Genomic DNA, 18,068 nt, shown 5'->3' on the forward strand with positions numbered 1-18,068 from the left:
ATGCCTGATGACCATAGCGAGTCGGTCCCACCCCTTCCCATCCCGAACAGGACCGTGAAACGACTCCACGCCGATGATAGTGCGGATTGCCCGTGTGAAAGTAGGTAATCGTCAGGCTCCTCACCCCAGTCCCGGCCCCGCCCCTCAAAAGGCGGGGCCGTGGCCGTTTACAGCGGCGCGTTTTTACCCTGCCGCTGGCCAGCGCTGCTTAAGCCGGGCTGGCAGCGGCGACACGGGTAACGAGCCGGGCTGCACGCTCAGACTGGCGCCGCCCCGATAGCGCCGGCGCCACGATCCCGGCCGGGGCAGACATTTCTTCCCGGCAGACCCTCCCTCCGGTTGATAGCTCCCGTACGCGCACCGCTACGCGCTGTCCCCAGACACTGGCATCTGTTTCACCGCACGTGCCATGCGTTCATGCCACGTATCAACGCAAGGCCGTCCTGCGGTCTCCCCCAGCAACGCGACATCGCGGGCAATGACCTGTGACAACCGCTACTCATCGAAATCAATCATCCGCGCAAGCAATGCATTGCCGGAAGTCCATCACAAATTTCATAGATCTGGTATCCCGACTTGGTGTGCGATAACCGTAAGCGTTGCTTCACCACCGTCTGTTCATAGGTGCGCCTGATCGGCAACCTAGTTCCCACCAGATCAAGTGGGAACCAGAACGATGGAAACGAAGGCAGTAGGCCGACGACCGGGATCCAAGAACTACTCAAAGGCATTCCGGGCGATGGTCGTAGCGCAATCAAACGATCCGGCCCGTTCGATCGCCGACGTAGCACAGGAGCACGGATTGAACGCCAACATGATCGCGCGCTGGCGTCGTGCTCATGAGCGCGCCCAATCGACTACGCAAGCTCAGCCCGCTGAGACGTTCATTCCTGTGCATGCCTGTGCCGGCGCAACTGACGTCGAGTATCGTCGTCGAGTGCGGCGCCGTGCGAGTCCGCTTCGATGGACCACTTGATCTGAGTGCGCTTCGGACGGTACTGGCAACGTTGCGGTCGTCGTCGTGATTGGCCTGCCGTCAGGGACGCGCGTGTGGCTGGCTGCCGGTGTGACCGACATGCGGGCCGGATTCAACAGCCTCGCCGCCAAGGTGCAGACCGTGCTGGAAAGGGATCCTTTCTGCGGGCACGTCTTCGTGTTTCGTGGCAAACGCGGCGACCTGCTCAAGATGCTGTGGTGGAGTGGCGATGGGATGTGCCTGCTGATGAACTAGCTGGATTCATACTGCAACTCCTATTCGCGGCATCAGAGGGTTTTAGATGCGACGCTCGCTGTGCGCCGCTTTCGCACGGTCAGTGAGTCGATCCCATCGGCTGCTGTGCTTTATTGGCGGGTGGGAATCCGGGACTTCATAGAGAAACGCATAATCGTTATAGGCGTGTCGTTTGACGAGGCCGTGTTCGACCCACCAGGTGAGTGTTGCTTCGTGGATGTCGAGTCGAGCTGCAGCCTCCAGTTTTGTGAGCATGCCGCGGTCTCGCAGTCTGTCGCGGCGGGACCGGAGTCCGTTTCGCTGTGCGATGTATGAGACGCGCAGCGCGGTAAACCGAATGTTGCTTTTGCCTGGACGGACACAACCGCCGGGGCGGATACCCCGATCATTGAGGAGCTGGGCAATCTGAGAGCACGTATGGTCATCGAGAAGCTTGTCGATGAGCTCGAGGACCTCTGGCTGGGTTTTGACCTGTTGTGCAGATGTTTTGGGATTCTGCGCCGTGAGCGTTTCAATCTTGCCGGCCTTGAAGCGAACGTGAATCTTTGTTGTCCCTTCGTCTGCAAGTTTGACCAGTGTGACGTCCTCGACGATATAGGCTAGCAGCCGCTTTCGCTCTCGATTCGCCAGCGGCTGGATCACGCCAAAGTGCTTTGAAGTCCGCTGTCATTGCGATGAGCCGGTCGCGCATCGCATCGTCGAGTATGAGACGCTCCTGCTGCTGGCTACGCTCCCTTTGTTCTCTCGCGTCGGCCAATATGCGCAGTTTGTCGTTCCATTCTTGCTCGAGTGTGTCGGCGACCAGTCGGTTACTTGGGTCGACCAGCATGAAGCGCCGTTGCGCAAGATCTGCATCGAACCGGGCGCGTTCGATGGCGCGCAGGCGTAATCGGTCGGCTTCATCGTGACGCGTTTCGATTTCCCTGCGTATCTCCCATGCCAACTCAACGGCAGCCGGAGTCATCGACGCGACGATCAATGCGCCAACCGCTTCATCAATCGGCGCTCCGGCAATTGACTGGCAGCAAGGTTCTCCACGAGCGCCGTGTGCTCGATCGCAGACATACCAGGCTTCCTGTCGTCCGCGTAGCGTACCGGAGCCGGAGATACCGACCACAACGACCGCAGATGGCGCGTCCCTGCAGTAGAGCAGCCCCCTCGCGAGGTGGCGATGATCGCGCGACTTTATACCCGCGACCATTCGTCTCCAGAACAGCAAGGTTCTGCTGATACTGCTCCCAGGTAATGTATCCAGGATGGGCGTCCGGAATGCAAGCAAGCCAGTCATTGCGATCACGCTTTCTCGGCACTTTCCGCCCGTCTGCGAGTTTGCGATAGTGCCTCCGGCCGTAGGCGTAAGCGCCTGCGTAGCGCGGATTGTTTAACATGCGAAGTGCCGTCGACGCGGTGAGGTGCTGGAAGACCAGGAACTTCGCGTTGCGCATACGGGATGGAAACAGGAGGCCTTCTTTCTTGAAGACCTTGACTGTCTGGCTGGCAGAGCCGACTCGCAAAAACGTTTCAAAGAAGTATGTGATGGTCTCTCTGACCTGGGAGTCTGGGTCAAGCACTACGTTGCCAAGGTCGTCATATACGAAGCCGGTCGGTAGCACGCACCGATACTCGCCTCGATTCACCTTGTTCAGAATGCCGCCTCGTAGGCGCGCTTTGAGAACATGAAGCTCCGCTTCACTCATTGTTCCTTTGAGCCCAAGCAGGAGCCGATCATTGAAGCTTGCTGGATCGTATATCCCGTCTTCGTCGAGAATCAGCGTATCAGCGAGCGCGCAGATTTCCAGAAGCCGATGCCAGTCAGCATTGTTTCGGGCCAGGCGCGACACCTCCAGGCCCATGACGATGCCTGCGCGGCCCATGCCCACGTCAGTGACCAGTCGTTGAAACCCCTCCCGCCAGGACGCCGATGCTCCAGACTCCCCTTGGTCGCTATCGATAGTGACGATCTGCTCGTCACGCCAGCCGAGCGCCGTCGCGCGTCCACGCAGGGCATATTGTCGCTTTGTGCTCTCGACGTTCTCGAGGACTTGCCGCATCGACGACTGCCGGACGTAGAGGTAAGCGCTCCGTTCGAGGTGGTGAGGCTGAACTTTAAGGGACGCGTTCACGGTGTTCTCCGCTCATTGACCGTCACAGCCATGCCTGCGAGTACGTAGATAAAGCCTTGACGCTCGATGGGCTGAGCGTTCGACGACTTTACATGTGCGGCAAAAATCCCTTTACGGTCAAGTACCGCTCCCGGCACGCCTGTACGAAAGGCGTCTCACGAGTAGCGCAAGCTCCATCAAGTCGTTGACCGTGAACAACGCGCGCTCTCGTCCCATAGAGATCTCGGGATCAGGTTCGCTCATATCGGTCCACTTCGGAGGAACGGAGCAATAACTCTTGTCGTCGATGCGCAGAAGGAGACGTCGGCCAGACCGGTTATAGCGTTCTCCAACACAAAGAAGTTGCTGTCCGCTGAACGGGTGGAACGGGTGAGTGATGCGGACAAGATGTTCTGTGGCAGCCCCAGAGCCTGCATTTCGCGGTATGTTACAAGCGGCTCGAGAAGGGGCGCTTCGTATGGCCTCAAGCCGACGCTGGTGTTATTTGCCTGAGCCCGGCGCAATTATCCATGCTGCTGGAAGGCATCGACTGGCGGCAACCAACGAGAACAGCGCGACCGACCTCAGCGTTGTAAACGTCGTTGCCGGCGCGTAAACTGCCTGCATGACGCGCGCGAACCCCTTCCCGACGATGTCGAAACGCTGAAGGCCATGCTGTTCAGCCAGGAGGCGGCGCTTCGCGAGCGCGACGCTCAGGTGCTCAAACTGCAAGAAACGGTCGACTCGCAACAAGCCGCCTTGGCTTCGCGCGCAGCCGAAGTCGAACACCTGAAGCTGCTCATTGCCAAGCTGCGCCGTATGCAGTTCGGTCGCAAGTCGGAGAAGCTGGACCGTCAGATCGAGCAACTCGAACTGCGTCTCGAAGAGCTTGAGGCCGACGAAGGCGCGACGCCGCTCGAAATCCCGAAGACGCCGCGCGCGGCCGTGGAACAGGCACCGCACAAGCCACTGCCCGATCATCTGCCGCGAGAGATCCAGACGCACCTGCCCGAATCCGCCGGGAAGTGCACGCAGTGCGGTGGCCTGATGAAGTCGCTGGGCGAAGACGTCGCCGAACAGCTTGAGTACGTACCGGCCAGCTTCCGGGTCATCCGTCATGTGCGCCCGAAGTTTGCCTACGTGTGTTGCGACCACATCTCCCAGGCGCCTGCACCGAGCCGCCCCATCGAACGCGGACTCGCCGGCGCAGGGCTGCTGGCGCACGTGCTGGTCTCGAAGTTCGCAGACCACATACCGCTTTACCGGCAGTCAGTCATGTACGCGCGAGAAGGCGTCGAGCTTGATCGTTCGCTGCTTGCGAAGTGGGTCGGTCACGCGGCGACGCTGCTGCAGCCGCTCGTTGAAACACTGCGTCGTCACGTGATGTCGGCGACGAAACTGCACGCCGACGACACACCGGTTCCAGTGCTTGCTCCGGGCAACGGCAAGACGAAGACGGGTCGCTTGTGGGTGTACGTGCGCGATGATCGCGCATCGGCCGACATCACACCGCCGGCGGTGTGGTTCGCCTATACGCCGGATCGCAAGGGTATCCACCCGCAGCAGCACCTCGGGTCGTTCAGCGGTACGCTGCAAGCCGATGCATACGGTGGCTACCAGGCCATCTATGAAACCGGGCGTGTCACGGAGGCAGCTTGCTGGGCGCACGCTCGACGCCAGTTCTATGAATTGCACGCAGCGCGCCCCAATGCGTTGAACACCGAGGCGCTTGAGCGTATCGGCGCGCTATACCGGATTGAGGAAACGATCAGGGGCAAACCGCCCGACGAGCGCCACGCCTATCGCCAGCAGCACGCAAGGCCGTTACTTGACCGATTCCATGCGTGGCTCACGACGACACTCGAAACGCTCTCGCGCAAATCCGACACGAGTCGGGCGATCCTCTATGCGTTGAACCGGTGGGAAGCGCTCACACGCTACTGCGATGATGGCCAGCTCGAAATCGATAACCTGCCAGTCGAGCGCGCGCTACGCGGGATGGCCATCGGTCGACGCAACTATCTGTTCGCTGGAGCAGACTCTGGTGGCGAACGTGCCGCCGCAATTTACAGTCTGGTTGGCACCGCGAAACTCAATGGCATCGATCCTGAGGCGTATCTGCGCTACGTGCTCGCACGCATCGCCGACCATGCGATCAACCGCATCGACGAACTCGTACCGTGGGTCGTTGCCGCTCAACTCCGCACCGCAGTCTGAAATCACGATTTCCAGTCAAGAGGTCGCTGGTGACACGCTTACCGATAACCGTTATCGCAGCGCTTTAAAGCTTCAAAAGAATTTAAAGATACAAAACACTCCTAATAGGCCTGATGTTTAATTCATAAGAAAAATAGCCTCAAAAAGGGCGCGATTCATCTCGCAATTTTCCGTGTAGGATACTGTACAAATATACAGGTATTTTCCTACATCGATGTCAGCCGCCGCTACCCGTGCCGAAGAGATTCATCCGTCGCTATGGCGAGCCTCACAGCTCGCGCGCGGCGGACGGCGCACGCTCGACACCGGCTATCCCGCGCTATCCACTGAGTTGCCCGGCAGTGGCTGGCCCATCGGCGCGCTTGTCGATTTGCTGGTCCAGGTGCCGGGCGTCGGCGAGCTGCGGCTGTTGCGGCCGGCATTGAGTTCACTGGGCGATCGGCCGGTTGCTCTCGTTCAGCCGCCGCATATTCCTGACGGCCTGGGCCTCAATTACATCGGGCTCTCGCTCGACAAGCTGCTGCAAATCAAAGCCCCCAAAAGCGTCGATGCCTTCTGGTCCGCCGAACAGATCCTGCGTGCCGGCAGTTGCGGCGCGCTGATCCTGTGGGCACAGCATGCGCAGGCGTCGTCGCTGCGGCGTCTCCATCTGGCCGCGCAGTCGTCGGAGACGCTCTTCATCATGGTCCGGCCGCTCGCCTCGGCTCAGGACTCATCCCCGGCGCTCTTGCGGCTCGCGTTACGCCCCTCGGCCGACGGTCTGATGGTCGACATCGTGAAACGACGAGGCCCAACACGCGCGGAACCTCTGTCGATCCCTCTTCAACCCACTCCTGTTCTGTTTTCTCGCCATGCGCGTCTTTCTCGCCGTCCATCTGCCGAAGTTGCCGCTCGAAGTCTTTCGACCGAGGTGGTCGCCTGAGCCGGTGCACGGCAGCGCGGTGCTGGAGAAGGACAAGGTCGCGATTGCCGACAGCGCGGCCCGCGCAGCCGGCGTGCGACTGGGCATGAAGCGCGGTGGTGTGCTGACGTTGTCGCCGGAAACAGCTCTGTACGAGCGCGACATCGCACGTGAAAACGCGGCGCAGCGCGAAGTCGGCGTGGCGCTGATGAAATTTTCACCCGATGTCGCGTTGCTCGACGAAGCGACGGTGCTCGTCGAAGTCGGCGCGAGCTTGCGGCTTTTCGGCGGGCTGTTGTCGCTATGCCGGCAGGCGAAGGCGGTTCTCGACGCGCTCGGTCTGACGGCGCGCATCAGCGCCGCGCCGACGGGGCAGGGCGCATGGCTTCTGGCGAAACACGGCAACCGGCGCGTGCTGCAGCTCGCATCGCTCGAGCGCGTGCTCGAGCCGCTGCCGATGCTCGCCGTGCCGGAGATCCGTCCGTTTGCCGACTGGTTCGGCGGCTTGGGCTGCGAATCGATTTCCGATGTGCGCCGTCTGCCGCGCGCAGGTCTGCAGCGGCGCTGCGGCGAGCATCTGCTGGATTCGCTCGACCGCGCGTTCGGCACCGCGCCGGAACTGTTCGACTGGCTCGAGCTGCCGCCCACGTTCAGCGCGCGCCTCGAATTGCCCGATCGTCTGGAGCATGCGGATGGCGCCGTGTTCGCCGCGCATCGTCTGATCGTGCAGCTGTGCGGCTGGCTGTGCGCGAAGCAACTGGCCGTGACGGCGATTACGCTATCGTTCGAGCACGAGCGCGGCCGTGAAGCCATCGCGCCGACGTCGATCGACATCGCACTGGGCGAAGCCGCATGGCGCGAAGACCACCTGCTGCGCCTCGTGAAGGAGCGGCTGCATCGTCTCACATTGGAGGCACCGGCTATCGCGGTGCGGCTCGATGCATCGAAGGTCGATGCGGCCGCGCCCGCCACCGATCAGCTCTTTCCCGAGCCGGGTGGCTCGCCGGCGGATCACGCGCGGCTGATCGAGCTGCTGATTGCGCGACTCGGCGACGAAAACGTGTTGCGTCCCGCGCCGACGGCCGACTACCGGCCGGAGATCGCGAACCGCTGGGTGCCCGTGAACCACGCGGAAAAAAAGATGCAGTTGCCGAAGAGCCTGCCTCGTCCGACGTGGATGCTGGCGACGCCCATGCGTCTGCTGATGCGTCAGCACCGGCCGTTTTACGGCTCGCCGCTGAAGATAGTGTCGCCGGGCGAGCGGATCGAAGCGGGCTGGTTCGACGGCGCACTCGTCACGCGCGATTACTTCGTCATGCAAGGCGAAGACCGCAGTTGCTATTGGGTTTATCGCGAGCGCATCAGCAGCCGCGATGCCGAAGAGGAGCCGCGCTGGTTCCTGCACGGCCTGTTCGGGTGACGCGCGATGGACACGACATTCAATGCGTTGCCGGCCTACGCCGAGCTATTCTGCTTTTCGAATTTCACGTTCCTGCATGGCGCATCGCATGCGGAAGAACTCGCCGAGCGCGCGTTTCAGCTGGGTTATTCGGGGCTCGCCATCACCGACGAATGCTCGCTCGCGGGCGTCGTGCGCGCGCATGTCGCGGCGAAGGAAGTGGGCTTGCCACTCGTCATCGGGTCGTATTTCCGGTTGCGCAATGCCGATGGCACGCCCGCGTTCGGCCTGATTCTGCTGGCGCAGAATCGCGAGGGCTACGGCAATCTGTCGGAGCTGATCACGCTCGCGCGCACGCGCGCGCCGAAGGGCGAATATCGCCTCACGCCGCACGATCTGTCGCGGCCTGATCGCGAGAACGCACATCTGCGCGGCATGCCCGATTGCCTCGCGATCCTCGTGCCCGACTTTCCCGCGGACGAAGAGGCGCTCGAAGCGCAGATCGAATGGCTCGACGAGACGTTTCCCGGCCGCGCATGGGTCGGGCTCGTGCTGCATCAGCGCGCAATGGACGACATTCATCGCGGCGCGCTCGAATATGTCGCGGGCAAGCAGAACGTGCCCGTCGTCGCATTGGGTCATGTCGTGATGCATGTGCGCTCGCGCAAGCCGCTGCAGGACACGATGACGGCGATCCGCGTCGGCAGGCCGGTGCACGAGTGCGGCTACGAGCTTGCGCCGAATGCAGAACAGCATCTGCGTTCGCGTCTGCGCATCGCGAATCTGTATCCCGAGCATACGTTGCGTGAAACGATCAGCGTGTTGTCGCGCTGCGCGTTTTCGCTTGATGAACTTCGCTACGAATATCCCGACGAACTCGTGCCCGAAGGCTACACGCCGACGCAATATCTGCGACAGGAAACGTATATCGGTGCGCAGCGGCGTTTTCCTTCGGGCATTCCGCAGAATGTAAAGGATCAGATCGAGCACGAACTCGCGCTGATCGCGGACCTCAAATACGAGCCGTACTTTCTGACCGTCTATGACATCGTGCGTTACGCGCGCAGCCAGCACATTCTGTGTCAGGGGCGCGGGTCGGCGGCCAATTCGGCTGTCTGTTACTGCCTGAGCGTGACGGAAGTGGACCCGGCGCGCGGCAACATGCTGTTCGAGCGGTTCATCAGCAAGGAACGCGGTGAGCCGCCCGATATCGACGTGGACTTCGAGCATCAGCGGCGCGAAGAAGTGATCCAGTACATCTATCGCAAGTACGGGCGCGACCGTGCGGCGATCGCTGCGGCCGTGTCGACGTACCGGCCGCGCGGCGCGTTGCGCGAGACGGGCAAGGCGCTCGGCGTCGATCCGCAGATCGTCGATACTGTCGCGAAGTCGCATCACTGGTTCGATACGAGTCACGATCTGCTCAAGCGCTTCGAAGAGTCGGGGCTGAACCCGGAGAAGCCGCTGATTCAGGCATGGGCGCGGCTCGCGTCGCAATTGCTCAATTTTCCGCGCCATCTGTCGCAGCATTCGGGCGGCTTCGTGATCAGCCGCGGCAAGCTCACGCGGCTCGTGCCCGTCGAGAACGCGGCGATGGCCGATCGCTCCGTGATCGAATGGGACAAGGACGATCTCGAATCGCTGGGCTTGCTGAAGGTCGATGTGCTCGCGCTCGGCATGCTGTCGGCGATCCGGCGCACGCTGGATCTCGTTTCGGAGCGGCGCGGCGAACGCTTCGAGATGCAGGACATTCCGCCCAAAGACAAAGCGACCTACGACATGATCTCGCGCGCCGATACGATCGGCGTGTTCCAGATCGAATCGCGCGCGCAGATGAGCATGCTGCCGCGTCTGAAGCCGCAAGAGTTCTACGATCTCGTGATCGAAGTCGCGATCGTGCGGCCGGGGCCGATTCAGGGCGGAGCGGTGCATCCGTATCTACGCCGGCGGCAGAAGCTCGAACCCGTCAGTTATCCGAACGACAAGCTGAAGGTCGCGCTCGAGCGCACGCTCGGCGTGCCGATCTTCCAGGAGCAGGTGATGCAGGTCGCGATTATCGCGGCGGGGTTCACACCGGGCGAAGCCGATCAGCTGCGCCGCGCGATGGCTGCATGGAAGCGCAAGGGCGACCTCATCAAATACTACGACCGCATCGTCAACGGCATGCAGGAGCGTGGCTACCCGCAGAGCTTCGCCGAGAGCATCTTCGAGCAGATCAAGGGCTTCGGCGAATACGGCTTTCCGGAGAGTCACGCGGCGAGCTTCGCGCTGCTGGTCTATACGAGCAGTTGGCTGAAATGCCACGAGCCCGAGGCGTTTCTCGCCGCGATGCTCAACAGCCAGCCGATGGGCTTCTATTCGCCGTCGCAACTCGTGCAGGACGCGCGGCGGCATGGCGTGATCGTCTTGCCCGCGGATGTGACCGTCAGTGGCTGGGATTCTTCGCTTGAAACAGTGGCGGGCCGCACGCGTCCCGCTGTGCGCCTCGGGCTGTCGCTGTTGCGCGGCATGAAGGACGGCGCAGCAGAGCGCATCGAAAAGGCACGCGTGGAGCGCCCGTTCAGGAGCGTCCATGATCTCGCGCGGCGGGCGCAACTCAACCGGCACGACCTGCATGTGCTCGCCGATGCGAATGCGTTGTCGTCGCTGGCGGGCAACCGGCGCGAGGCGTTGTGGCATTCGGTCGCTGCCGTGCCCGACAAGGACATGCTGTCTGTCGCCGCCGTTCAGGACGACACGCCCGAACTGGGCGCGCCGTCGGAAGCGCAGGACATCGTCGCTGATTACCGGTCAGTGGGACTGACGCTCGGCCGTCATCCGCTGGAACTGCTGCGGCCCGTGTTGCTGGAGCAACGCCTCATGCCCGCGTCGACATTGTGCAGCTATCGCAATGGACGTCTCGCACGCGGATGCGGAATCGTCACCGTGCGGCAGCGGCCCGGCACGGCGAAAGGCGTGCTGTTCGTGACGCTCGAGGACGAAACGGGCAACGTCAACGTGATCGTATGGCCGAGCCTGCTGGAGAAGCAGAGAAGGGAAGCGCTGGGCGCATCGCTGCTCGCCGTCTACGGCACGTGGCAATGCGAGGGCGAAGTGCGGCACCTCGTGGCGCAACGCCTCGTCGACATGTCGCATCTGCTGGGCGGACTGCAATCGACGAGCCGCGACTTCCATTGATCTCGCGCCGTTTTATGCCCCGCTAACCGCGCCATGGAAACTGAGCGAGCACCTGGCGGATCGCCGTATCGAACGGCGTGCGCCGACCCATGCCGAGCGCTTCGAGCCGTGACGAGTCCAGATGGCAGTTGTGCGGACGCGGCGTCGAGTCCGTTGGCGTGTGCTGCGGCACGAGTTGCGCGTCGATTTGCAGCGCGTCTGCGAGGCGTTGCGCGATGTCGTACTTCGTCATTGGTTCGTCGCCGGACCACTGCGCCGTGCCACACACCGCCTCGCCGCGTGCATGCCGCTCCAGCAACTGTCGCACGACGACGGCCACATCCGGCGTATAGGTCGGATAGCGGATCGCCCACGCGTCCATCATGGCAGCCTTTGCGTCGGGCGCCGCGCTTGCCGATGCCGCAATCGCGGGCACGAGACTCGTTACCGCCGACTCCTGCCAGCCGACGATCGGCCCGAACAGCAGCGGCAGGCGCAGCACGCAGCCCAGGTCGGTGGATTCGGCGAGCGCCCGCTCGCCATCCAGCTTGCTGCGGCCATATGCGTTGATCGGCGACGGCGTCGCATCGCCGTGATAAGGCGGCTGCGTGCCGTCGAATACATAGTCGGTGGAAATGGACAGCAGCCACGCGCCGCGCCGCTGTGCCGCCGACGCAATCGCGCGCACGGCGTCGACATTCAACGCGCGCGCGAGCGCCGGGTCGTGCTCGCAGACATCCGGCCGGCGCTCGGCCGCTGCGATCACGATGGCATCGGGTTGCTCGCCCTCGACGAACCGCGTGACGGCATCGGCATCGCGGATGTCGAGCCTGACGCTTTGCGGGCCCGGATGGTTGAGTGCCGTCTGCACGAGTTGCCAGTCATGCTGCCGGGCGAGCTCGCCGACGACGGCCCGCCCCAGCAGACCCGATGCGCCGATAACGGCAACCTTGAACATCTGCGTTCCCCGGCTCAATGGCTGTCGACGGCGACGACTGTGTAGCCGGCTTCGTCGATGGCGGCCTTGAGCGTGTCGACGGATGCCCCCGACTGGACGGCGACCTTGCCCGCAGGCAGATCGATGTGAACCTGCGCGTGCGCGTCGTGTTCCTGGATGGCGCGTGTAACGGCCGCGACGCAATGCTGGCAGCTCATGCCTTCTACCTTGAATTCGATGCTCATGCTTTTCCTTTAGCTTGTCAGTCCTGCAACCATTGAATTATGCCTGTCGACCGGCAACTACATGATTGACCTTCCCATCATGGGAAGGTCAAGAATCATGCAACATATTGTGGAAAGCAGAGTGGGGAACGGGCGATGAATATCGGTCAAGCGGCCCGCGCATCGGGCGTGACGGCGAAAATGATCCGCTACTACGAGAGCGTCGGATTGCTCGCGGCAAAGGAGCGCACGTCAGCGGGATATCGGGTTTATGGCGCGCAGGAAGTACATTCGCTGCGCTTTATCCGTCAGGCGCGGCGGCTGGGCTTTCCCGTCGAGGACATCCGCAGGCTGCTCGCGCTGTGGCACGACCGGACACGCACGAGCGCGGAAGTGAAATCGATCGCGCTGGAGCACGTCGCCGAACTCAACCACCGCATCGCCGAACTGACCGAGATGCGCGACACCCTGGCGCATCTCGCGGAGCATTGTCATGGTGATGACCGGCCGGATTGTCCGATTATCGAGGGCCTCGCCGCTGTTGATCCGATAGATATCGCGCCGGATTGTCACAGCCATTGAAAAACAGCCACGCAACATTGTGCCCAATCGCCAACGATTGCGCTAAATTGGTGCAATCGTGATGCAACTTCCGCGGATTTCACGGCAAATCTCAAGAAATCTACCGCAAAACAAGGGTTTGTCTAAGAGATTAAGATGCACCATTCCAAAACGGAATGCACACCATTCGGGCAATTCACTGGCAAGACCGCACCAGACCGCTATAATCCGGGTTAACCCTTTTACGGGAAATCCCTGATGTCCAACCCACCGGGGATTCTTCACTGATCCTTGGAGTTCATCATGATTGCGTTTCTGGTCGAAAAGCTGAGCAACTGGTTTGAAACTGCTGAACGTAGCCGCCGTGAGGCTTACCTCGCAGCGTCGTCGGATATCGTCCAGCTCGAGCAGCGTATTCGCTCGCTCGAAACCAGCGGCTACTCGCTGTAAGTCGATCGCTTCAGTCAACGCGGCACGCTGTTCGCCGCGAGCCCAAAGCGATACGGAAGCCCCGCCATGCGGGGCTTTGTCGTATCTGGCGCCTGCGGATCGCGTGCGATGGCTTCGACGACTAGCCGGAACGCGGTCGTCGCGGTAATGTAGGACGTTTTTGCGATAACCGGCATTCCTACAATCAACCCGGGGCGCTCATGTTTTCAGACCATTCGATGCTTCTGCTGCGATCAGCAGCAACCGTCGTGCTGCTGGGGGCGGCATCGGCGGTGTTTGCCGCTTCGCCGGCGGGCCGTCAGCCGCTGATTCTCGATACCCAGAGCGGCATCAGCGACGGCCAGAGCGGCACCATACTGCAGACGGGACCACTTTCGACGAGACGCATCGTCGAAGCACAGCCGATCGCGGCGCCCGAGGAATTGCCGTACAACAACGGCTCGACACCGCCTTATGTGGTCGCGCCGTATATCCAGCTGCCGGGCGGTGCGCCGGCGTCGCATCCGCCGCCTCAGCCGCATCCACGACCCACGCCTCGCTCGCAATAGAGCGGCTGATTTGCCCCGCGCAAATATTCCGCGCTTGCACGCAAGGGACGGACGATCGCCCATCATTCGGGTTTCGGCGCATGGCGCACGCCGGATCATCCGACGACAATCGTTTCGCAATCATCGCTCGCGGCACACGCGGTTAGCGCGTCCAACGCAGTGAGACGAACAACTCGAAAAAGACAGGAGACGACGAATGTCCAAGCTCTGGTTCCGGCGCGCCATGGGCGCCTGTGCGGCGCTGCTTGCGCTCGCGACGTATCCCGCCATCGCGAAAGAGACGCCCGAGAAGCCGAAGCTCACGATGGCCGTCGGAGGCTTGCCGGGCCTCTACTACCTTCCCGTGCTGACCGCGCAGCAACTGGGCTTCTTCAAGGATGAAGGCCTCGACGTGACGCTCGAGGATTTCGCGGGCGGATCGAAGGCGCTGGAAGCCGTGGTCGGCGGCAGCGCGGATGTCGGCGCGGGTGCCTACGAACACACGATCTTCATGCAGGCGAAAGGCCAGCACTATCGCGCGTTCGTGCTGATGGGCCGCGCGCCGCAGATCGTCGTGGCGGTGACGAAAGAGAAGGCCGGCACGTTGAAGACGCTGGCCGATTTCAAAGGCGCGAAGGTCGGCGTGAGCGCGCCCGGTTCGTCGACCGACCTCGTGCTGACCGTCGCGCTGCGCAAGGCAGGGGTACAACGCAGCGATATCTCGGTGATTGGTGTCGGCAGCGGCGCGACGGTGATTTCCGCCGTGAGCAACGGACAGGTCGACGCACTATCGAATGTCGATCCGATGATGACCAAGCTGCAGCGTTCTGGCGACATCAAGGTGCTGGTCGATACGCGCACCGTGAAGGGCACGCAGGAAGTATTCGGCGGGACGATGCCCGCGGCGACGCTCTACGCACCGGACAGCTTCATCCAGAAATATCCGAAGACGACTCAGGCTTTGGCCAACGCGATCGTGCGCGCGGACCGCTGGCTTCAGACGGCCAACGACGCCGGCATCGTGAAGATGGTGCCCCCCGCGTATCTGCTCAACGACAAGGCGCTGTATATCGATGCGTTTCACAACGTCCGCGAAGCCTATTCGCCGGATGGCCTGATGCCCGCGGACGGGCCGCCGACGGCCTTGCGCGCGCTTTCGTCGTTCGATACGCGGCTCGACGCGTCGAAGATCGACCTGAAGGCGACCTATACGAACGACTTCGCGCGCAAGGCGGACGAGCAGACCAAGTAGTTGCGGCGCTGCGCGGGAGCCGCGTCTTAGGTACGGCTCCTTCTTCTCTCTAATGCACGTGCTTGCTGTACCGCTTAGGTCCGAGTCCGCGTTCGGCCCAATGTGGCTCAGTCGCCACGATGTTCGATCTTGAACTGTGCGGCCTTGTCTTGACCGAGCGTCCCGACGAGCCACGGCAGCGCTTCCTTCATCATCTTCGGCAGCGTGTAGGGCGGATTCAGAATGAACATGCCGCTGCCAAAGAGTCCGAAGCCATCGCTGGGCGGGCTGCTGACCGTCAGCGACACATGCAGCCAGTTCTTGTTCTGCAGCCGTTTCAGCTGTTCGGGGAATCGCTGCGACTCCGGACGCGCGACTTGCGGATACCAGACCGCATATGTTCCCGTCGCAAAGCGCTTCAGACTTTCTTCGACGCAAGTCAGCGTGCGCGCGTAGTCGCGCTTGTCTTCATAGGACGGATCGACGAGCACGAGTGCGCGGCGTGGCGCGGGCGGCAGCAGCGTCTTGATACCATCGAAGCCGTCACCATCGAACAGCATTGCGCGCCGGCCGGCATCGCGGAAGTTATGGCGCAGCACGTCGATTTCGGTGCTGTGCAATTCGAACAGGCGCATGCGGTCCTGCTCGCGCATCAGCCGCCATGCGAGATAGGGCGAGCCCGGGTAGAAGCGCAACTCGCCGTCGGCATTCAGCGCGGATACTTCATCGACATACTCCGCAATCACGGGCGGCAAGTCCTTGCGATTCCACAGCTTCGCGATGCCCGTTTCGAACTCCGCAGTCCTGGTCGCGTACCCTTCCTTCAGCGAATACACGCCCGCGCCAGCATGCGTGTCGATATACCAGTACGCCTTGTCCTTTTGTCCGAGATAGCGCAGCAGTTGCACGACGACTGCGTGTTTCAGGACGTCGGCGTGATTGCCTGCGTGAAAAGCGTGGCGGTAACTGAGCATGGCGATGAGAAGCGCTAGAAGAGGCGGGTTATGCGGCTGCGTATTGTACGTGAATGAGGTAAGCGAACGAGCGGCGCGGCCGGCGCCCGCGGTTCGCCGTTCCGGCCGAACGCATGATCCGGTCGACCCGCGCTCGACCCTCGTCCGGCTCGAGGCTCTTCGAAAGCCTAGTCGTAAGCGTCGCCGACAATCGTTTCTATATTGAACTTGATTTCCGATGTGATCTGCTCGGCGACATCCTGCGCCTTCATGTTTTCCGCGATCTGCTCGACGCGCGACGCGCCCGTAATGACCGTGCTGACGTTCGGATTCGTCAGGACCCACGCAAGCGCAAGCTGCCCCACGGTGCAGCCCAGTTCGTCCGCGAGTTCGCCGAGCTGGCCGACGATGTTGTTCCTGCCCGCGTCGGTGACTTCCTTGCGCAGCCAGTCGTAGCCTTGCAGTTCCGCGCGGCTGCCGGCTGGCACGCCGTTGCGGTACTTGCCCGTGAGCAGTCCCGAAGCAAGCGGGCTCCACGTCGTGAGACCGAGGCCGATGTCCTCGTAGAGCCGTCGGTATTCGTCTTCGACGCGCTTGCGGTGGAACAGGTTGTATTGAGGCTGCTCCATCACGGGCTTGTGCAAATGATGCCGCTCGGCGATTTCATAGGCCGCGCGGATCTCGTCGGCGCTCCATTCGGACGTGCCCCAGTACAGCGCTTTGCCGCGCGTGATCATGTCGCTCATCGCCCATACCGTCTCTTCGATGGGCGCGTTCGGGTCAGGACGATGACAGAACACGAGGTCGACATAATCGAGTTGCAGACGCTTCAGCGAGCCGTCGATCGCGTTGAGCAGGTACTTGCGATTGAGCGTGTGATATTGATTGGGCGCTTCGTTGAGCCCCCAGAAAAATTTCGTGGAGACGATATAGCTCACGCGCGGCCAGTTCAGCTCCTTCAGCGCCTCGCCCATGATCTCTTCGGATCGACCGCCCGCATAGACTTCGGCGTTGTCGAAGAAATTGACGCCCGCGTCGCGCGCAGCCGCCAGCGATTCCCGCGCGGCGCGCCGGTCCACCTGATTGCCGTAAGTCACCCATGAGCCGATGGACAGCTCGCTGACCTGCAGGCCGGAACGGCCGAGACGTCGGTAGTTCATCCAGATCTCCTTGTAAGTATCGTCGCCGGAACATCACACATTAATCCGATTCGGCAAGACGCGCCTTTGGTGTTCATTCGCGTCGGTTCATGCACAATAGCGAAGTCGGCCGCAGCGCAGCAATCGACCGAACGGCATATGCCGTTCGGCCAGCTTCACGCTATCTGCGCGCCATGTTCTCATTGCTCAATCAACCGCATGGAGGTTCTGGATGTCGTCATCGAATGAGAGTCTGAAAGGCAAGGTCGCCGTCGTCACGGGCGCGGCGAGCGGCATCGGCAAGCAGATCGCGTTGACGCTGTCGGCGGCGGGCGCGGCCGTCGCGATCGCTGACTTGAACCAGGACGGCGCGAATGCCGTCGCCGAAGAGATCAGGAAGGCCGGCGGCAAGGCGCTCGGCGTCGCGATGGACGTGACGAGCGAAGACGCCGTCACTCAGGGCATCGATAAGGTCGCGGCCGAACTGGGCTCCGTGGATATCCTGGTGTCGAACGCCGGCATTCAGATCGTCAACCCCATCGAGAACTATTCGTTCGCCGACTGGAAGAAGATGCAGGCGATCCACGTCGACGGCGCGTTCCTCACGACAAAGGCCGCACTCAAGCACATGTACAAGGACGATCGCGGCGGCGTCGTGATCTACATGGGCTCGGTACACTCGCACGAAGCGTCGCCGCTGAAGTCGGCATACGTGACAGCCAAACACGGACTGCTCGGTCTTGCGCGCGTGCTTGCCAAGGAAGGCGCGAAACACAATGTGCGTTCGCATGTCGTGTGTCCGGGCTTCGTGCGCACGCCGCTCGTCGACAAGCAGATCCCCGAGCAGGCCAAGGAGCTGGGCATCAGCGAGGAAGAAGTGGTCAAGCGCGTGATGCTGGGCGGCACGGTGGACGGCGTATTCACGACTGTCGAAGATGTCGCGCAGACGGTGCTGTTCCTGTCGGCATTCCCGACCGCTGCGCTCACGGGCCAATCGTTCATCGTGAGCCACGGCTGGTACATGCAATAAGAACGGAGGG

The 18,068-nt window shown here is 62.0% G+C and carries 19 protein-coding genes and 1 rRNA gene; 13 read left to right on the forward strand and 7 right to left on the reverse strand.

Annotated features, from left to right (window positions below):
- Positions 1–3 precede the first annotated feature (3 nt).
- The 3 genes from rrf to tnpB (BMW76_RS00015) all read left to right on the forward strand — a co-directional run bounded on the left by rrf (position 4) and on the right by tnpB (BMW76_RS00015) (position 1,231).
- Positions 4–117: ribosomal RNA gene (gene rrf / locus BMW76_RS00005) — 5S ribosomal RNA — on the forward strand.
- Positions 118–739: 622 nt separating this feature from the next.
- Complete coding sequence (locus tag BMW76_RS42720; protein ID WP_407668878.1) at positions 740–976, forward strand: transposase; 237 nt, start codon at positions 740–742, stop codon at positions 974–976.
- Positions 977–1,021: 45 nt separating this feature from the next.
- A complete protein-coding gene (gene tnpB, locus BMW76_RS00015; protein WP_090861479.1) occupies positions 1,022–1,231 on the forward strand; it encodes an IS66 family insertion sequence element accessory protein TnpB in 210 nt (69 codons plus the stop codon).
- Between the two features lie 42 nt (positions 1,232–1,273).
- On the opposite strand, the gene BMW76_RS41595 is transcribed toward tnpB (BMW76_RS00015), so the two are convergent.
- The 3 genes from BMW76_RS41595 to BMW76_RS42725 all read right to left on the reverse strand — a co-directional run bounded on the left by BMW76_RS41595 (position 1,274) and on the right by BMW76_RS42725 (position 3,813).
- Positions 1,274–1,873, reverse strand: a complete 600-nt coding sequence (locus BMW76_RS41595) for a hypothetical protein (RefSeq protein ID WP_218162519.1) — start codon at positions 1,871–1,873, stop codon at positions 1,274–1,276.
- A gap of 353 nt (positions 1,874–2,226) precedes the next feature.
- Positions 2,227–3,354, reverse strand: a complete 1,128-nt coding sequence (locus BMW76_RS41600; RefSeq protein WP_218162520.1) for a recombinase family protein — start codon at positions 3,352–3,354, stop codon at positions 2,227–2,229.
- Between the two features lie 117 nt (positions 3,355–3,471).
- Entirely contained in the window at positions 3,472–3,813 is a 342-nt protein-coding gene (locus BMW76_RS42725; RefSeq protein WP_177200288.1) for a DUF5372 family protein, read from the reverse strand.
- Here BMW76_RS42725 and tnpB (BMW76_RS00025) point away from each other — a divergent pair.
- The 5 genes from tnpB (BMW76_RS00025) (at position 3,765) to BMW76_RS00045 (ending at position 11,027) form a co-directional block, all read left to right on the forward strand.
- Entirely contained in the window at positions 3,765–3,929 is a 165-nt protein-coding gene (gene tnpB, locus BMW76_RS00025; RefSeq protein WP_407668879.1) for an IS66 family insertion sequence element accessory protein TnpB, read from the forward strand. The genes BMW76_RS42725 and tnpB (BMW76_RS00025) overlap by 49 nt on opposite strands.
- A 76-nt stretch (positions 3,930–4,005) precedes the next feature.
- Positions 4,006–5,550, forward strand: coding sequence for an IS66 family transposase (tnpC, locus tag BMW76_RS00030; RefSeq protein WP_090861481.1), 1,545 nt, complete (start codon positions 4,006–4,008; stop codon positions 5,548–5,550).
- A 214-nt stretch (positions 5,551–5,764) separates the two neighbouring features.
- Positions 5,765–6,472 carry a translesion DNA synthesis-associated protein ImuA gene (gene imuA, locus BMW76_RS00035; RefSeq protein WP_090861483.1) on the forward strand — a complete coding sequence of 236 codons (708 nt, stop codon included), beginning with the start codon at positions 5,765–5,767 and terminating at the stop codon, positions 6,470–6,472.
- A complete protein-coding gene (locus tag BMW76_RS00040) occupies positions 6,402–7,871 on the forward strand; it encodes a Y-family DNA polymerase (RefSeq protein WP_177200270.1) in 1,470 nt (489 codons plus the stop codon). The genes imuA and BMW76_RS00040 overlap by 71 nt, the downstream gene beginning before the upstream one ends.
- A 6-nt stretch (positions 7,872–7,877) precedes the next feature.
- Positions 7,878–11,027: an error-prone DNA polymerase gene (locus BMW76_RS00045; protein ID WP_090861485.1), complete on the forward strand. Its 3,150-nt coding sequence runs from the start codon at positions 7,878–7,880 to the stop codon at positions 11,025–11,027.
- A gap of 22 nt (positions 11,028–11,049) precedes the next feature.
- Here the strand turns inward: BMW76_RS00045 and BMW76_RS00050 are convergent, their stop codons facing one another.
- On the reverse strand, positions 11,050–11,964 hold the full coding sequence (locus tag BMW76_RS00050) for a dTDP-4-dehydrorhamnose reductase family protein (protein ID WP_090861487.1): 915 nt from the start codon (positions 11,962–11,964) through the stop codon (positions 11,050–11,052).
- Positions 11,965–11,978: 14 nt separating this feature from the next.
- Positions 11,979–12,188, reverse strand: a complete 210-nt coding sequence (locus tag BMW76_RS00055; protein WP_090861489.1) for a heavy-metal-associated domain-containing protein — start codon at positions 12,186–12,188, stop codon at positions 11,979–11,981.
- 135 nt (positions 12,189–12,323) lie between these two features.
- Between BMW76_RS00055 and cueR the strand changes: the two genes are divergently transcribed.
- From cueR to BMW76_RS00075, 4 genes are all read left to right on the forward strand, one after another.
- Positions 12,324–12,749 (forward strand): Cu(I)-responsive transcriptional regulator, encoded by a 426-nt coding sequence (gene cueR / locus BMW76_RS00060; RefSeq protein ID WP_090861491.1) that lies wholly within the window; start codon positions 12,324–12,326, stop codon positions 12,747–12,749.
- 282 nt (positions 12,750–13,031) lie between these two features.
- On the forward strand, positions 13,032–13,178 hold the full coding sequence (locus BMW76_RS00065) for a DUF3563 family protein (RefSeq protein WP_090861493.1): 147 nt from the start codon (positions 13,032–13,034) through the stop codon (positions 13,176–13,178).
- Between the two features lie 200 nt (positions 13,179–13,378).
- The gene (locus BMW76_RS00070; protein ID WP_090861495.1) at positions 13,379–13,726 is read left to right on the forward strand and encodes a hypothetical protein; all 348 of its coding nucleotides are present in this window, start codon (positions 13,379–13,381) and stop codon (positions 13,724–13,726) included.
- Positions 13,727–13,922: 196 nt separating this feature from the next.
- Positions 13,923–14,957, forward strand: coding sequence for an ABC transporter substrate-binding protein (locus BMW76_RS00075; RefSeq protein WP_090861497.1), 1,035 nt, complete (start codon positions 13,923–13,925; stop codon positions 14,955–14,957).
- 107 nt (positions 14,958–15,064) lie between these two features.
- Here BMW76_RS00075 and BMW76_RS00080 read toward each other — a convergent pair whose 3' ends face one another.
- Both BMW76_RS00080 and BMW76_RS00085 read right to left on the reverse strand, forming a co-directional pair.
- Positions 15,065–15,910: a 23S rRNA (adenine(2030)-N(6))-methyltransferase RlmJ gene (locus BMW76_RS00080; RefSeq protein ID WP_090861499.1), complete on the reverse strand. Its 846-nt coding sequence runs from the start codon at positions 15,908–15,910 to the stop codon at positions 15,065–15,067.
- A gap of 167 nt (positions 15,911–16,077) precedes the next feature.
- Positions 16,078–17,049 (reverse strand): potassium channel beta subunit family protein, encoded by a 972-nt coding sequence (locus BMW76_RS00085; RefSeq protein ID WP_090861501.1) that lies wholly within the window; start codon positions 17,047–17,049, stop codon positions 16,078–16,080.
- A gap of 211 nt (positions 17,050–17,260) precedes the next feature.
- On the opposite strand from BMW76_RS00085, the gene BMW76_RS00090 reads away from it, so the two are divergent.
- Entirely contained in the window at positions 17,261–18,058 is a 798-nt protein-coding gene (locus tag BMW76_RS00090) for a 3-hydroxybutyrate dehydrogenase (protein WP_090861503.1), read from the forward strand.
- Positions 18,059–18,068: the final 10 nt, after the last annotated feature.

Origin of the sequence: Paraburkholderia diazotrophica, from assembly GCF_900108945.1 — a bacterium.
In the GTDB taxonomy this organism is placed as follows: Bacteria; Pseudomonadota; Gammaproteobacteria; order Burkholderiales; family Burkholderiaceae; genus Paraburkholderia; species Paraburkholderia diazotrophica.

What these genes read in the sequence shown, in the direction of transcription:
- BMW76_RS00050 (WP_090861487.1), bottom strand. Translation starts at nt 11,964, where the DNA reads ATGTTCAAGGTTGCCGTTATCGGCGCATCGGGTCTGCTGGGGCGGGCC.
- cueR (WP_090861491.1), top strand. Translation starts at nt 12,324, where the DNA reads ATGAATATCGGTCAAGCGGCCCGCGCATCGGGCGTGACGGCGAAAATG.
- BMW76_RS00055 (WP_090861489.1), bottom strand. Translation starts at nt 12,188, where the DNA reads ATGAGCATCGAATTCAAGGTAGAAGGCATGAGCTGCCAGCATTGCGTC.
- BMW76_RS00065 (WP_090861493.1), top strand. Translation starts at nt 13,032, where the DNA reads ATGATTGCGTTTCTGGTCGAAAAGCTGAGCAACTGGTTTGAAACTGCT.
- BMW76_RS00085 (WP_090861501.1), bottom strand. Translation starts at nt 17,049, where the DNA reads ATGAACTACCGACGTCTCGGCCGTTCCGGCCTGCAGGTCAGCGAGCTG.
- BMW76_RS00045 (WP_090861485.1), top strand. Translation starts at nt 7,878, where the DNA reads ATGGACACGACATTCAATGCGTTGCCGGCCTACGCCGAGCTATTCTGC.
- imuA (WP_090861483.1), top strand. Translation starts at nt 5,765, where the DNA reads ATGTCAGCCGCCGCTACCCGTGCCGAAGAGATTCATCCGTCGCTATGG.
- BMW76_RS00075 (WP_090861497.1), top strand. Translation starts at nt 13,923, where the DNA reads ATGTCCAAGCTCTGGTTCCGGCGCGCCATGGGCGCCTGTGCGGCGCTG.
- BMW76_RS42720 (WP_407668878.1), top strand. Translation starts at nt 740, where the DNA reads ATGGTCGTAGCGCAATCAAACGATCCGGCCCGTTCGATCGCCGACGTA.
- BMW76_RS00080 (WP_090861499.1), bottom strand. Translation starts at nt 15,910, where the DNA reads ATGCTCAGTTACCGCCACGCTTTTCACGCAGGCAATCACGCCGACGTC.
- BMW76_RS00090 (WP_090861503.1), top strand. Translation starts at nt 17,261, where the DNA reads ATGTCGTCATCGAATGAGAGTCTGAAAGGCAAGGTCGCCGTCGTCACG.
- tnpC (WP_090861481.1), top strand. Translation starts at nt 4,006, where the DNA reads ATGCTGTTCAGCCAGGAGGCGGCGCTTCGCGAGCGCGACGCTCAGGTG.
- BMW76_RS00040 (WP_177200270.1), top strand. Translation starts at nt 6,402, where the DNA reads ATGCGCGTCTTTCTCGCCGTCCATCTGCCGAAGTTGCCGCTCGAAGTC.
- BMW76_RS00070 (WP_090861495.1), top strand. Translation starts at nt 13,379, where the DNA reads ATGTTTTCAGACCATTCGATGCTTCTGCTGCGATCAGCAGCAACCGTC.